The 13,525-nt window shown below is 43.0% G+C and carries 15 protein-coding genes; 13 read left to right on the top strand and 2 right to left on the bottom strand.

The window, feature by feature from the left end; translation table 11 throughout:
* Positions 1–402: 402 nt before the first annotated feature.
* The 6 genes from A3848_RS15860 (at position 403) to A3848_RS15835 (ending at position 5,267) form a co-directional block, all read left to right on the top strand.
* On the top strand, positions 403–996 hold the full coding sequence (locus tag A3848_RS15860; protein ID WP_074085891.1) for a DUF2441 domain-containing protein: 594 nt from the start codon (positions 403–405) through the stop codon (positions 994–996).
* 205 nt (positions 997–1,201) lie between these two features.
* Entirely contained in the window at positions 1,202–1,600 is a 399-nt protein-coding gene (locus tag A3848_RS15855) for a hypothetical protein (RefSeq protein ID WP_256702400.1), read from the top strand.
* A gap of 255 nt (positions 1,601–1,855) precedes the next feature.
* Complete coding sequence (locus A3848_RS15850) at positions 1,856–2,755, top strand: dihydrodipicolinate synthase family protein (RefSeq protein ID WP_074085890.1); 900 nt, start codon at positions 1,856–1,858, stop codon at positions 2,753–2,755.
* 306 nt (positions 2,756–3,061) lie between these two features.
* Entirely contained in the window at positions 3,062–3,508 is a 447-nt protein-coding gene (locus A3848_RS15845; protein WP_143186180.1) for a GNAT family N-acetyltransferase, read from the top strand.
* 897 nt (positions 3,509–4,405) lie between these two features.
* Positions 4,406–4,756, top strand: a complete 351-nt coding sequence (locus tag A3848_RS15840; RefSeq protein WP_074085889.1) for a hypothetical protein — start codon at positions 4,406–4,408, stop codon at positions 4,754–4,756.
* A gap of 193 nt (positions 4,757–4,949) precedes the next feature.
* On the top strand, positions 4,950–5,267 hold the full coding sequence (locus A3848_RS15835) for a hypothetical protein (RefSeq protein ID WP_074085888.1): 318 nt from the start codon (positions 4,950–4,952) through the stop codon (positions 5,265–5,267).
* A 170-nt stretch (positions 5,268–5,437) separates the two neighbouring features.
* Here A3848_RS15835 and A3848_RS15830 read toward each other — a convergent pair whose 3' ends face one another.
* The gene (locus tag A3848_RS15830; protein ID WP_074085887.1) at positions 5,438–5,821 is read right to left on the bottom strand and encodes a hypothetical protein; all 384 of its coding nucleotides are present in this window, start codon (positions 5,819–5,821) and stop codon (positions 5,438–5,440) included.
* A 250-nt stretch (positions 5,822–6,071) separates the two neighbouring features.
* Between A3848_RS15830 and A3848_RS15825 the strand changes: the two genes are divergently transcribed.
* The 3 genes from A3848_RS15825 to A3848_RS15815 all read left to right on the top strand — a co-directional run bounded on the left by A3848_RS15825 (position 6,072) and on the right by A3848_RS15815 (position 9,211).
* A complete protein-coding gene (locus tag A3848_RS15825; protein WP_074085886.1) occupies positions 6,072–7,538 on the top strand; it encodes an amidase family protein in 1,467 nt (488 codons plus the stop codon).
* A 227-nt stretch (positions 7,539–7,765) separates the two neighbouring features.
* On the top strand, positions 7,766–8,176 hold the full coding sequence (locus A3848_RS15820; protein ID WP_074085885.1) for a GNAT family N-acetyltransferase: 411 nt from the start codon (positions 7,766–7,768) through the stop codon (positions 8,174–8,176).
* A 186-nt stretch (positions 8,177–8,362) separates the two neighbouring features.
* On the top strand, positions 8,363–9,211 hold the full coding sequence (locus A3848_RS15815) for a GNAT family N-acetyltransferase (RefSeq protein ID WP_074085884.1): 849 nt from the start codon (positions 8,363–8,365) through the stop codon (positions 9,209–9,211).
* On the opposite strand, the gene A3848_RS15810 is transcribed toward A3848_RS15815, so the two are convergent.
* Positions 9,179–10,069, bottom strand: coding sequence for a helix-turn-helix transcriptional regulator (locus A3848_RS15810; protein WP_143192409.1), 891 nt, complete (start codon positions 10,067–10,069; stop codon positions 9,179–9,181). The two genes, A3848_RS15815 and A3848_RS15810, sit on opposite strands and share 33 nt — an antisense overlap.
* Before the next feature lie 347 nt (positions 10,070–10,416).
* On the opposite strand from A3848_RS15810, the gene A3848_RS15805 reads away from it, so the two are divergent.
* From A3848_RS15805 to A3848_RS15790, 4 genes are all read left to right on the top strand, one after another.
* Entirely contained in the window at positions 10,417–10,920 is a 504-nt protein-coding gene (locus tag A3848_RS15805) for a sigma-70 family RNA polymerase sigma factor (RefSeq protein WP_074085883.1), read from the top strand.
* Entirely contained in the window at positions 10,913–12,103 is a 1,191-nt protein-coding gene (locus A3848_RS15800) for an anti-sigma factor (RefSeq protein WP_074085882.1), read from the top strand. The genes A3848_RS15805 and A3848_RS15800 overlap by 8 nt, the downstream gene beginning before the upstream one ends.
* 125 nt (positions 12,104–12,228) lie before the next feature.
* Positions 12,229–12,735, top strand: a complete 507-nt coding sequence (locus A3848_RS15795) for a metallophosphoesterase family protein (protein WP_074085881.1) — start codon at positions 12,229–12,231, stop codon at positions 12,733–12,735.
* Positions 12,736–12,769: 34 nt separating this feature from the next.
* Positions 12,770–13,483, top strand: a complete 714-nt coding sequence (locus A3848_RS15790; RefSeq protein WP_074085880.1) for an HAD family hydrolase — start codon at positions 12,770–12,772, stop codon at positions 13,481–13,483.
* Positions 13,484–13,525: the final 42 nt, after the last annotated feature.

Genomic DNA, 13,525 nt, shown 5'->3' with positions numbered 1-13,525 from the left:
TTTGAACGTCTGGATCAATGGACGCGAATGAGGGTGCGAGCCTTTATGCGCAAAAAGAGATCTACGGTGTCAAACCGGCTGATACCAAACAAAGTACTGGAATCAGCCGGAATGGTATTTCTAACAAGCTTACTCACCACACGTTCCTAATTCAGGAGTGAAATAAGCAATCCGGCGACGGATGAAGGAAACTCACTCCTGAAGATGGGGAACTGACGAAGGAAAGCCGTGTGCGGGAAATCCGCATGCACGGTTTGACGGGGAGTCCGAGGGAGTAATCCCTCGTCTTACCCTACTATTGTGCTGTGGGATAGACTGACCGCAAGGCACATGAACAGGCAGGATAATGCTGGTAAATGCCGAATTTACCTATGTTAACTATGGTGAATAGGGGGGGAGTCCATGCAAGGAAGCGAGTTGTATGTTTATCACATTGTCACTAGGAAAAAGATGGACCTTGGGCAGATCATTAGCTTTGACAAAAATCAAAAAAACACCTTATATCACTTCTTTTTTGAGAAGGAACAGATGAATTCTAAAGGTGAAGATATGATTCAAATTTTGCATGGTCATTATACAAATGACGGCTTAAAGATGGATAAAGAGAATGCAGATGTAGCGATTAGATATATGGGGCAGACAATCAGGGCTATTAGAGAAGCAATATGTGAGATGGTTAGATTGCAAGAATATCCTGAATATCCTTCACGGTTGTCTTGCTTATATGCTGCGAAGAGCTATGAAGACGCTCAGAAATGGAAAGAACTATTCGATGCTTACCATCGAATAGTTCTGCAGATCGTTAAACTTCGGGTCATTGGGAATATCTTTGAAGGTGACGGCAATCTTTTACCAAAGGAAGATGGAATTCCGTTCTCCCAAAAAATCGAACAAGCCAGAGAATATTGGAAAGGCAATATACATAACAATCTTCCTGAGCTGTTGATCAACGGACAAATCGAAGTAGTAGAAATTATTGATGAATTCTCCGCTTAATTTCAGCGAAATGTTTGAAAAACCATTGAGCTAGTAGGCATAAAAGAGAACGTGGTGGTACGCTATAAAAAACTTTCTAGGAGCTGAATGATGAGCGAATTTAGTGCAAGTTATCATTTACAGACAAGCGATCAGCAAAAAGCCGTTGAGTTAATTAGAGCTTCAAACAATAAAGGATTTGTTTTCCCCTGAGTCTAATGGTTGGGTGACTTTTATTGTTAAGGGACCGGCATTTGGTATCCGGAAAGCGATTGTATCGCTAAATCCAGGCTTATTAGTTCATTATTCATATATGGAAGATCACGGATGGGCACTATCATTTTTTGAGAAGGATGAACTCATATCTACATATAAGTGCGATTGGACTGAGGAACTACATATTGAGAAAGATAAGCTTGATATAGTTCTCCTTAGAGAATTAATTATTAAGCAAGGTAATTCAATTGAAGACTTGGAAAAAGCTTTAGATTTAGCGGAAGATGTTGGTGAAGAGCCTCCAGCTTATTTTATCGCAAATAAACTAGGATTAAGCTATTATGAATGGTTGTCCGCTGATAACATCGGCGATGGCTCATATTATAAAAACTTAGTAATTGTGGATTAATCGAGAAAGAGAAGACTAAACCCCGGAAGGTTCGTGAAGGTGGGAACGCTACTTTCAATTACGTAATGGGAAATGATAGAGGAAAAGCAGATTGCATTGGCAGTCTGCTTTTTTCATTGAAGTAAAGGGCAGCTTACGTTGAAGATTAAAATAGACTGGCCTAGTCAAATAAATGAAAATTGTACCTTCTAATCTTTTTTGAGAGGTTTATGCTCGTAATAAAAGACATTTTACTTTTGAAAGGTTGTATTTATTATGTTTACAGGTTTATCTGCATTTCCTCTTACTCCAATGAATGAGACCGGAATAGATGAGATGGCTTTAGTGCAATTACTCAAACGTTTAGCCTCAGCAAGAGTAGATTCAATTGGAGTTTTAGGGTCGACTGGTAGTTATGTTTATCTCAATCGGGAAGAACGACTGCGTGTTACTCAACTCGCAATTGAGTACGCCGAGGGGATACCAATAATGATTGGAATTAGTGCTTTACGTACACGTGATGTTCTCCAATTAGCCGAAGATGCTCAGAAGGCAGGGGCGAATGCTGTACTCCTAGCGCCAGTTTCCTATCAGCAACTTACTGATGACGAGGTGTTCTCACTGTATGAGACAGTAACAAAATCTCTTTCTATACCATTGTGTGTATACGATAACCCAAGTACAACTCAATTCCGGTTCAGTGATCATTTGCATGGGCATATTGCGCGGTTACCAATAGTCCATTCCATAAAGATACCCGGGGTACCGGATTTCGATTCTGCTAAGCAGAGAGTGGAACATCTACGTGCCCATATACCAAAGGATGTCTCTATAGGAACTAGTGGAGATCCGTATGCAGTGGTTGGTTTAACTGCTGGATGCGAGGCATGGTACTCTGTACTTGGTGGTTTGTATCCTGATATTTGCATAAGTATAACCCGTGCTGCTCTGGGCGGGAATTCGGTCAATGCTGAGAGACAATCTGCTTTTCTTGCCCCTCTTTGGCAGATGTTTCAAAAGTATGGTAGTTTACGCGTCGTTGCTACAATTGCGGAAATTCAGGGGCTGATCAACAATCCGAGTCTTCCGTTACCGCTAAAAAGTTTAGATGGAGTTGCTCGGCAAGAATTAGGAAATATCCTTGCTGACTTGCAACTCGAAATCCCGTTATGCTAACGAAACGCTAGCTCAAACACGATAAGGCAGCCGGTCAGTAAACGCGATCGGCTGCTCTTATTTAACTAAAGGTCACTATAACGTGGCGTATGATCAGACTAAGACAGGACTCACGACATCTTTTTTATAACAGTTTTATACTAATCGCAAAAAATTTATTAGTAGTATACTATTGGATGAGTGTCCATTATTGAAGGGAGTGATGAGGTATGAAGAATATTTTTGCTGTCACGGTTGTTAGGGAGGAAGTTCAATTATAGTCGCAGAGGAATTCCTCTGTGATATCAAAATTCCGGAGGAATTTATGTGGTTATTGAATTAAAGCCAGTATCATTTGAGAACTGGTACGATTGTACCAAGTTAAATGTAAAGCAAGAACAAAAAAGTGTGTTTCCAGCTCCTGTTGTCTATTGGATCGCAGAATCTAAATACGTTCATGATTTTGAGTTGCGTGCAATATATTCCGAGGCGTTGCTAGTCGGATTTATGGTCTTTTGTAAAACCCCCGACGAAGACGGTAACCACTGGATACCTGCACTCATGATTGATGAGAATCATCAAGGGAATGGTTATGGCAAATTAGCAATGGAAAAATTAATTGATCTTATGAGTGGGAATAGTTGTAACAAATTAATGATCGGGCACAAACCTGACAACTTGATTGCTGGGAACCTGTATGAATCCTTGGGGTTTCAGAGGGCTAGCGATGAAATTATTGATGGTGAAATCATACGTTTTCTACAACTTAATTAAAGAATCTCCCTAGTAATAAGCGGAAATGAGCAGATTGCATTGACAGTCTGCTTTTTTCTTTGAAAGTAACGGCAGATTTGTGGAACAGCAGGACCGTACAATCATTTACATTTACAATTAATTCCAGTGCAGTATAATAAGCGAGCGCTAATACAATATTTATCTAGGAGGCTATATGTAGGAAAAATTTGCGCTTACCAATAAGGCTGCTTGGGAAAGGAAAGCTTATCAGGCTTGGGTACAGTACCATGGATCTCCTAATGAATTTGCTCAAACGTTAAAAACAGATCCTCGGCACCCTTTAAGGTATTGGTTGAAGTACATAGGTAATCCATCAGGTAAGAAAGTATTCTATCTACTTGGTTCTCACGGTAAGAAGGCAATTTGTTTAGCCTTGTTAGGCGCTGATGTTACCCTGTTCCGTTGACTCCCTTATATGCATGAACAAGTTTAGTGTAAAAACTAAAGCAATAATTAGATTTGTTAGACTCAACTAACGGAAAACGTTAATTCAATAGGAACAAGTAGGCAGCCGCTCAAAAGATCGGTTGCTTTTCTTTAAGCTAATGGGCAGGATAATGGATGTGAGATTTCTTTGATTTAGTCCAATTAAATTTTGAGCTTATGCATTTTGTTTGCTTATTTTCTTCTACTAAAGATACAAGGGGGAAAAGTTGCTTTTGGAACACACTGGTGGGTGAGAAAACAGAAGAGAATACTTGTTTGCAAAAATGATGACAAGTAAAATATGGATATATTAATTGGATATTGACTGGGCATGATGGAAGTGAAAAAATGCGATGACTCGATGTTTTTTTAAACCGACCCAGGATGTCATAAAGACAGAAACGTTATGTGAAATACCATTAAAAAACAAGGAAATGAGGGATATGCTCAATGACGTTACAAAACTTATTTAACGAAAAACCAGCTAAATTATGGAATGAGAGAATGTCAGTAGATGGAGATGAGTTTTTTACGAAAGAGAGATTACTAATGTCTGATAAAGTCCTGGATAAATTTATAAACCGATTATTATTATTACAAGAAACTAAACATCCTGAGAGTATTATGAAGGCTGTGGAAGAAATTGTAGTTACGTTTAATGAAATGAATGAGGACAATGGCTATTTTATTGAAACGATGGAGCGTGAAGAATTGGCTGATTTTATTGACAAGCCAGCTAGGCTAGCTGGATTAGAAATTGAGGAGGATCAAGATATTACAGAAGAATGGAGGGAGTGGTAATTTGTTGATTAGTTTTTGTAAATTGACTCAATAAAGTCCATAGTTCTTCACATAACACAATATTCACGCCTCGGGCTCAATTCAGTCCGGCAGGCAGATATAAATAGAATTCAACACAATTCCTCATAGAGGAAGGATAGTTCCGTCAATGGTAAGATAGAAATAAGAATTAATTTGAGAATGGAGGTATCATGTGGAACCTGACTTGGAGAAGGACCTAAAGGAAATATGTACAGACCTTTATGTGAAGTTAAGGGGGAACGGAGGCGGAAATGGGAATGCTTTGATTGATCACGGCTTGATTCAACATCTTCATACAACGTTGGATGCCTACAAGGAATCCATTCATAAAGAAGAAATGGTTTCAAAAGAATTAGTATGGTCCCTTTTTTATACCTGCAGCAGGTTCTATATACAAAGTAAATATTCTAGAAATGCCGTAGATCTCATGAGAGAATTTGATAAATTAAACTATAAGTTACTTCGCACTTTCGACAATTACGACAATTAGCAAGTATTTACTACTCGATGGCTTAGAGCTAACTGAAAACGATAGAAAAAGCGGTTTCTTGCGGGAACCGCTTTTGTTTTTCTTTACTAATTGGGCAGTTTAGTGCAGCCCTTTTATATAAAAGGACTTGCTACTACTATTCTCCTGTTAAAATATGGGGGTTGTTAGATTCATTTAAAAGGACGGCGAATTACTTTAATAATGCGTGCCCCTTTACTAATCAGTCTTTGTGCTTGAGCCACATTTATTCTAACGAGCACTGCTACATCGGTAGAGTTCTCAACGTCGAATACTGAAAAGATCTGCCCATTGGCGAACAGTACTCCTTTAAGCTCAACTTCTTTTCCGCGGGTTGGTCTTGGAACAGTATTTTGAATTTTGCAACGCATTACACCCGCACGTATTAGACGGCGTGCTTGTTCAGTAGTCGTTCTAACCGCGAAAATCGGGTCTATTTCTACCCCTGTCGTTTTCGCTTCAATTTCAGATATTAGAAAAAATTTACTTCCTATTTGTGCAATACAATTGGAGCCTATGGTAACCGGATTTGCCATAGTGTATCACCCCCTCGAAAAATGATATGAAGAGTAGGAGAATTATGAAACGGCGAAGTTCCTAGCCGAGCAGCTTTTATATGTAAAAAAACTTGCATGAACTGTGCCATAGATTACAAACAGATTTTATTCCACTAACGGGCAGGATAGTTTAATTATGTTTATTTTATCCTGATTATATTGTCTATCCATCGTGGTATTATTGAATGCAATAAACAATATAACACTTCTGATGGGGCGTGATTTGAATATGAAGGATCCCTTTAATCTGATGAATTTGGATATAGAAGAAGCAAGTATATACGAATTACAAAATGCGATGGAACAAGGTGAATTTACTTCAAAAGAATTAGTGTTTTGCTACTTATCACGTATCGCAAAATATGATCAGGATGGCCCTCACATAAATTCCATCATGGAAATTAACCCCGATGCCATTTTCATCGCAGAAGCACTCGATATAGAACGTCAGCGCAAGGGGAGTAGAGGACCGCTTCATGGCATACCGATTCTCGTTAAGGATAATATTGAAACCGGAGACAAGATGCGTACCAGTGCGGGAGCTTTAGCACTAGCACAGCATGTAAGTACGAGGGACGCTTTCTTGATTCGCCGATTAAGAGAATCGGGGGCCATCATTTTGGGCAAGACGAATATGACAGAATGGGCTAACGGTATTTCCTCGACGATGTGGGCAGGTTATAGTTCAAAGGGGGGGCAGGTCGCGCACCCCTATGGTGATTTTTTCGTAGGCGGATCCAGTACGGGATCGGCAGCAGCGGTGGCCATGAGTTTTGCAGCGGCGGCGATAGGCACAGAAACCTCCGCTTCAATTCTAAGTCCGGCCATACAGATGTCTATTGTCGGCATTAAACCGACCATCGGCTTAATTAGCCGCTCAGGACTTATTCCTTTTTCTTATTCACAAGATACAGCAGGGCCGATGGCAAGGACGGTTTCAGATGCGGTTGTTCTGCTTAACGCATTAGCTGGAAGGGATGAGCGCGACCCAGCAACCTGGCGTAATGACCATGCTATAGAGGACTACACACCGTTCTTGGACAAGAATGGCCTACAGGGAGCTAGAATTGGGGTCTTTTGTGAAGTGCCAGATTCCCAGCGTGAATCTGGTGAATATAATGAGGAGCTATTTCATCAAGCATCCTCCGAATTGATAAAAGCAGGAGCCGAAGTAGTAGAAAATATCGACATTCCTTCGTTTCATGGTCCATGGCATTGGAACAAGATGAATTTAGAATTCAATCATGGAGTGGAGAATTATTTGCAGCGCCTCCCGGCACACATGCCGGTTCATTCATTGTCCGAACTCATCGATTGGAATGAAAAGTATGCAGATGCAGCCCTGAAATATGGTCAAGATATATTAGAATTCCGGGAAGGGCTAACCGATCCCTTGAAAAATAAAGACTATATCATGGAATCAATTATGGATTTATATCTAGCCCAGAACGAAGGAATAGATTATGCGATAAATAGTTATCAGTTAGATGCGATAATGTTTCCAACTTATATTGGAGCGGATATATGTGCCAAAGCTGGTTATCCATCTATTGCTATCCCCGCAGGGTACGGAGCAAACGGCAGACCATTTGGCATTACTTTTGCCGGAAAAGCATTTACTGAACCCACCTTAATTCGCATAGCTTATTCTTTTGAACAAATAACAAAACATCGCAAAAAACCTATATTCAACTAAAGGAGGACTATATAGGTAACTTCCCATTTACTTATTATACGTACTTCCCAATTACCTAAGTATTATGGTTTTGGCTGCTTTTACCGTGAATTGCAATTGGAGTTATGAAGGTAAGAGGACATTAACGGGCAGCATAGTTTAATTAAAGTCGTTATTTATTGTCCGTGCTTAACTGTGTTCTGTTAGAATGCCATTAGATACTAATGTGGCATAAAGGAGGAATAAAGTTGAGGATCGTTTTTGCAACTGACTCAGACTATGAATACATACGAAACCGTGACCCTCATATTTCAGAGAGCTTAATACTGTCAAAAATAAAGGGAAATGAGGTATACATTCTTCGTAATCCGGATGAAAGTAATATCGGATGGATGAGGTATGGATATTTTTGGGACAACACCCCTTTCCTGAACATGATTTGGGTTGATGAACAATATCGAGGCAAGGGGGTAGGAAAGCAAGTTGTCCTCTTTTGGGAAGAACAAATGATACAAAAAGGCTTCAATCTGGTTATGACGTCCACTCAGGCTGATGAAGGAGCCCAACATTTTTATAGAAAACTAGGCTACCAAGATGCAGGATGCTTAATACTTGATACACAACCTTTGGAAATACTCCTCACAAAAAACTTAATCTAACGGGAAACGATCGCTCAATAATACGTTATGTAAAATACACGCAAAGTAACTAAAAGAACGAAGTAAGTACAATGCCAGAATACTCACGCATTCAAACTTATTTGAAGGGTAATGAGAATAACTATAATAAAGTAATTGACCAAATAAAGAAAAGCCGAAACCACTGGAAGAGAGGAATGATAAAACATGATAGAACTAAAAACAAATGAGTACTACAAGATAAGTCATCTTATAGCTCATAAAGAAGAAGAATTTATTTTTGTCTTTGTTCAATCTGTTATTGATCTTAATCAAAGAGGAACGATATTCGTTAATAATTTTGACAATCCCACTGCCGGATTAGTTGCTAGTCGTGGGGGGAAGTATTATCTTTTTGGAGATGAAGAAGATCAAACTTTCAATCGTTCCTTGCTTGATTTTTTATCCAATCCCGATAACCACGCTAATTTTTATGATTTATATTTTTCTTCAAGTACTTGGCTCTCTATTATTAAAGCCCCATTGAATGACAATACAGTAGAGTTAAGAAGAACCCATTATATTTTTAGTGACACTACAACAGCCCCTGATGAACAACATGTTCAATCTGGAGCATTCCCTTTAACGAGAATTAATGAGAAGTTATATGAAAGATATGTAAAGGAAATTGATGATTCGTATGCCTTGCTTTGGGATTCAGCGGAGGTATATCTTGAAAGAGCATTTGGTTACTGTTTTTTGAATGAATCTGGTTTTGTAAGCGCATGTAACACCTTCTATTTGGGTGGAGGGTATATTGAACCAGACATAATTACACTTTCAGATTACAGGAAACAAGGTTTGGCTCTTACTCTGTGTCAGGAATTTATTAAACAAAGTAGGCAACGTAAGTTAATTCCTTATTGGGATTGTGATTCTGGTAATAATGCATCTAACCAGTTGGCTAGTAAATTAGGCTTTAATAAAGTTGGGGAAGTGCCGATATTATGGTGGCATGAAAACAAGCAAGTCATTTCAAATTATTTAATAAATTATAACTACAACAGTTTGGGGTAGTACCAGCGTAGCTGTCATCAGGGGCAAGGCCGCTTCAAGAAATTCCTTTAATTTGTGCTTTGTAGGCGTACCCGTGACAGGCGTATAGATACAGAAATGAAGGTCCGTATTGCCGTTCAGTCTGACGAAGGTGTTGATTTCAAACGCCAGCTCGCCTGCCCGATGGTGGTTCAGGATGAACCGGCTCGCCTTTTTCTGCTGGATGTCGTGCAGCCGCCACAGGGTGCCGAATTCCTCGCATTCTTCTGCCAAACGTTCGACCGTATCCCTGAACCAAGCGTCACCTGTATGACGATAGTAATACGAGCGAAACACCGCCATGGAGTATGATGCAAATTCTCCCCAGTTCAAAATATGATTGCGGAAATACGGGTTCATGAAGAATATCCTTATGAGGACGCGTTCCTGGTCGGACATCGACTGAAAGTCGGCGATGATCTCACAAGCCGCCCGGTTCCACGCGAGCACTTCCGTTCTGTCATTGGCGATAAAAGCCGGGTAAGGCACTTGGTCGATAATGTCTTGCCACTCGGAATTTACACTATCCGTCCCCGGAGGAGGCACATCGGGCTTCTCCGAACTCCACAATTGGAGCAAATGCAGCCGTTCATCCGGGGATAATTGAAGCGCCCTTCCGATGCTTTCAATAACTTCCTTGGAAGCCGCCACCTCCCGCCCTTGCTCCAGCCATGTATAATAAGTGACACTCACTCCGGCTAGTATGGCAACCTCTTCCCTCCGAAGCCCCGGAGTTCTCCTACGGCCGAACGAATTCGGAATCCCGGCTTGTTCAGGCTGAAGGCGTTCCCTGCGGGACTTCAGAAATTCGCCCAAGACCTTAAATCTGTTGCTTTCCATAGAAATGTCAATCCTCCTAGACCTCATCATGTGGTGCCCTTCGACCGTTCAGACATCTTGACACTACTCATTAATAGCATCGAACTTCGCTTGGCAGATGACACTGAGCTAGCCGGTAATCTCTCAGATGCCTCGTTCATGCGGTTTGGATATGCTGAACCTCATGCTGCCAACCTTAATCTCCTAGAAAAGCGATGGTGAATCAAATGATATCGTTCCCAAAACCACTTATTCCAACAAGTTCCCCGGTCTTCGCCCCGTTAGTCTTTAGGATGATTTTTCCTGATATGGAGGCGAAAATGTAACTTTTGGCGAATTCATACGTGGATAGGGTAAGGGGGGAGGGAATGGAGCCGAATTCGCTGGATGAGCTGTATCAGATCTATGTTCAGGATATATACATCTATTTGCGCTCCCTTTGTCATGATCATCACCTTGCCGAGGATCTGATGCAGGAGACCTTTTACCGTGCCTATCTGTACCTGGAAAACTGCCCGGAAGATAAGATAAAGCCCTGGCTGTTCCGTGTTGCGTACAATGCTTTTGTGGATGATATGCGTAAAGCGAAGAGGAGCATCATTACAGATGCGGATTATTTCAATAAGCTGGTCCACCCGGATACTACAGAGGGAACGCTGCTTCGTCAGGAACGTTTGGAGGAGGTAGCATTGTCTGTAGACCAGCTTCCGGAGAGGCAGCGTCATGCGCTTTTGCTGCATGAAGTGCATGGAATGTCTTATTTTGAAGCGTCAGAGATCATGGCGATCGGACTGTCCCAATACAAAATACTCGTATTCCGCGCCAGACAAACGCTGCGTGAAGTGGAGTGGAGGAGGAACGGCAATGAGTGAGGAGTTCAAGGAGAAGCTGCGGAAATACAGTGAAGGCAAGCTGCCGGAAGCAGAACGCAAAGAAATGGAGCACGAGCTGGAGAAGCTGGAGGCATACCAGGTCTATCTGGAGGAGCAGATGGAGCAGGAGGATCAGCCACCCGGGTGGCGAAAAGAAACCCTTTCCCCTCAGTCAGCTCCGCCGCCAGGCAAGGCCAAAAAAATAATCCGCCGGGGTAAATGGAAAGCGCGGATTGTAAATACGTTTACCGTGCTCGCGGCACTTCTGGCTTTTATGATCATTAGTACCATAATTACTACACTATTCTATAGCACAGGTGACCGGACAGACATCTACCGTGATGTTGTGTCCTCCGCCATAGCCGTCTCCCGGCCCAATACGATAGTAAATCTGAGTGCAAACATCAAGAACCTTTTTAGAATGGAGTTATCTGGAAGGCTGCAGAAGCAAATCGGCGGGGAGCAGGTGGATGCCGGGGAATATACGCAGAATTATCTTTTCGGGTTGTCCGGTCCAGGTATGATGAATTGGACGGATATGAGGAACGCCGGGAATTATTATTTCTATTACCCGGATAAGGCAGCGGGTTCCGGCGGGGGAGTGGATGACCGTGCAGAGTGGCTAAAGCTGCAAAAGCTTCCCGAAGGCACAGTGGCCGAAGCCTACTTGTCTTTCGATCAATTGTTCACTACAGATACGCTGCTGAAAAAGCTTGAACCGCTGAATCTGCTGCCTGTGTGGTTTGCTGCTGATATCGGCCCGATGTCCGGAAGCGTGGTTGCCACTGCTCCACTCGGGTTCCCTTACATGCCCATGTGGCATGAGTCTGATGCGAAAGTTCTGCAGGAATCCAAGGAAAAGACAGGCTGGTTCAGCAGCGTGAGCTCCAGAAGTGTGGCGTATCCGTCCGTTGAATCCTACGGGGACGGCAAACTGCGGGACGAGAACTTCATCAAGACGCTGCAGCTTCTGCAGCAGCATAAATCGCTCACCCTCAAGGCTGCCCCATTCCTCCAATTGGACGGAGCGCTCAGCTATCTGCGAAAGCACGGAGTTCAGCTCTATGGAGCTGTTGTCACCGGACCGGTAAAGGAATTGTTAAAGCTAAAAGAGGAACCCTGGGTCAGCCATATCCGTATTGGGGAAGTGCGTCTATGGAACTGGCGGGACCGGGGGAAATGAACAGTTGATATAAGCCGTTTCTGCGCTTAATGAAATCCTCACTGTAACTGCTGTACTTGCTTCTCGATCCTACAGATCGTACAATTATCTGAAAATTAGGTTTCGCAGATTAGGAGCTGAAGCAGATGAAGGTAGGAGTGGTATCGGATACGCATCTCTCAAGCAGAGCCAAGGGGCTGCCATCCGTGCTTATGGAGGAATTCAGCAAGGTGGATATCATTCTCCATCTGGGCGATTGGGTGTCGCTGGAGATTTATGATCTTCTGGCAGAGCTGGCCCCGGTGGAGGGGATCGCCGGCAATAACGACGGAGGAGAGATAATCAAGCGGTTCGGGGAGCGCAAGGTCGTTACGCTCGAAGGCAAGCGGATCGGAATGATTCATGGACATGCCCCCTATTCGCGCAAGGGAACCGACGGCAATGCGCTGCTTGCTTTTGAAGGAGAGCAGGTAGACTGCATTCTCTTCGGCCATTCGCACCAGCCGCTGCAGCGGCTGGAGGGTGAGATACTGCTGTTCAATCCCGGATCACCTACAGACAAGCGGCGGGAGAAACAATACTCTTTCGGCCTCCTCGAAATTGAAGATGGCAAAATCAGCGCACGCCATATTTTCTACGATTCTAAGGAATAATTACATTTGTGAAAAGAAAGTTAGGAGCGTTAACGTGGATAACAGCAATGGGGAGCTAGCCATATTTTTTGATCTGGATGATACACTGTACGACCATCTGGTGCCTTTCCGGGAGGCGGTGCGCGAGGTACTGCAGCCGGACGAGACCTATTTGATCTATGCGGATCTTTTCTACAAGGTAAGACATCATAGTGATTTGCTCTGGCCGAAGTATCTGCGGGGCGAGCTTGCGTTAGAAGAAACGCGGGTGCGGCGGCTGGAGCTGGCTTTTGCGGAATATGGCATAGAACTGGAACGCGAACAGGCGGTGAAGATACAGGCAGCCTATATCGGCCGACAGTACAGTATTAAGATGATTGAGGGCGCGGCTGAGCAGCTTCAGCGGTTCATCTCCCTCGGCCACAAAGTAGGCATCATTACGAACGGCCCGCAGGACCATCAGATGAGCAAGCTGCGCGGACTCGGCGTAGACAAGCTGATCCCTGAGAATATGATCTTTATCTCGGATGCGGTTGGACTGGCTAAGCCAGACCCGGCAATTTTTGCCCATGTGAATAAGGTAACAGGGACAACGGCCGAGCATTCACTCTACGTAGGAGATACGTGGGATAATGATGTGGTTGGTGCGCTTGCGGCAGGCTGGAAGGTGTGCTGGTATAATCCCCGCGGCCGTCAGCCGGGAACGGAGCATAAGCCAAGCCATATTTTCACCAGTTACCGGGAATTCAGCGAGCTTCCATTGATTTGAATCCCCATCCTTATACTATACGCAGCAAAAAGAAAGCGGCGG

This window comes from Paenibacillus sp. P32E (assembly GCF_001909085.1).
Classification (GTDB): Bacteria; Bacillota; Bacilli; order Paenibacillales; family Paenibacillaceae; genus Paenibacillus_AQ; species Paenibacillus_AQ helianthi.
The sequence above is the reverse complement of the archived record's forward strand: the minus strand, read 5'-3'. Positions and strand labels throughout refer to the sequence as shown.

Bases quoted from the DNA above. Each gene is read 5' to 3' on its own strand.
- A3848_RS15860 (WP_074085891.1), top strand. From the start codon at position 403: ATGCAAGGAAGCGAGTTGTATGTTTATCACATTGTCACTAGGAAAAAG.
- A3848_RS15850 (WP_074085890.1), top strand. From the start codon at position 1,856: ATGTTTACAGGTTTATCTGCATTTCCTCTTACTCCAATGAATGAGACC.
- A3848_RS15840 (WP_074085889.1), top strand. From the start codon at position 4,406: ATGACGTTACAAAACTTATTTAACGAAAAACCAGCTAAATTATGGAAT.
- A3848_RS15830 (WP_074085887.1), bottom strand. From the start codon at position 5,821: ATGGCAAATCCGGTTACCATAGGCTCCAATTGTATTGCACAAATAGGA.
- A3848_RS15825 (WP_074085886.1), top strand. From the start codon at position 6,072: ATGAAGGATCCCTTTAATCTGATGAATTTGGATATAGAAGAAGCAAGT.
- A3848_RS15815 (WP_074085884.1), top strand. From the start codon at position 8,363: ATGATAGAACTAAAAACAAATGAGTACTACAAGATAAGTCATCTTATA.
- A3848_RS15810 (WP_143192409.1), bottom strand. From the start codon at position 10,069: ATGGAAAGCAACAGATTTAAGGTCTTGGGCGAATTTCTGAAGTCCCGC.
- A3848_RS15805 (WP_074085883.1), top strand. From the start codon at position 10,417: ATGGAGCCGAATTCGCTGGATGAGCTGTATCAGATCTATGTTCAGGAT.
- A3848_RS15800 (WP_074085882.1), top strand. From the start codon at position 10,913: ATGAGTGAGGAGTTCAAGGAGAAGCTGCGGAAATACAGTGAAGGCAAG.
- A3848_RS15795 (WP_074085881.1), top strand. From the start codon at position 12,229: ATGAAGGTAGGAGTGGTATCGGATACGCATCTCTCAAGCAGAGCCAAG.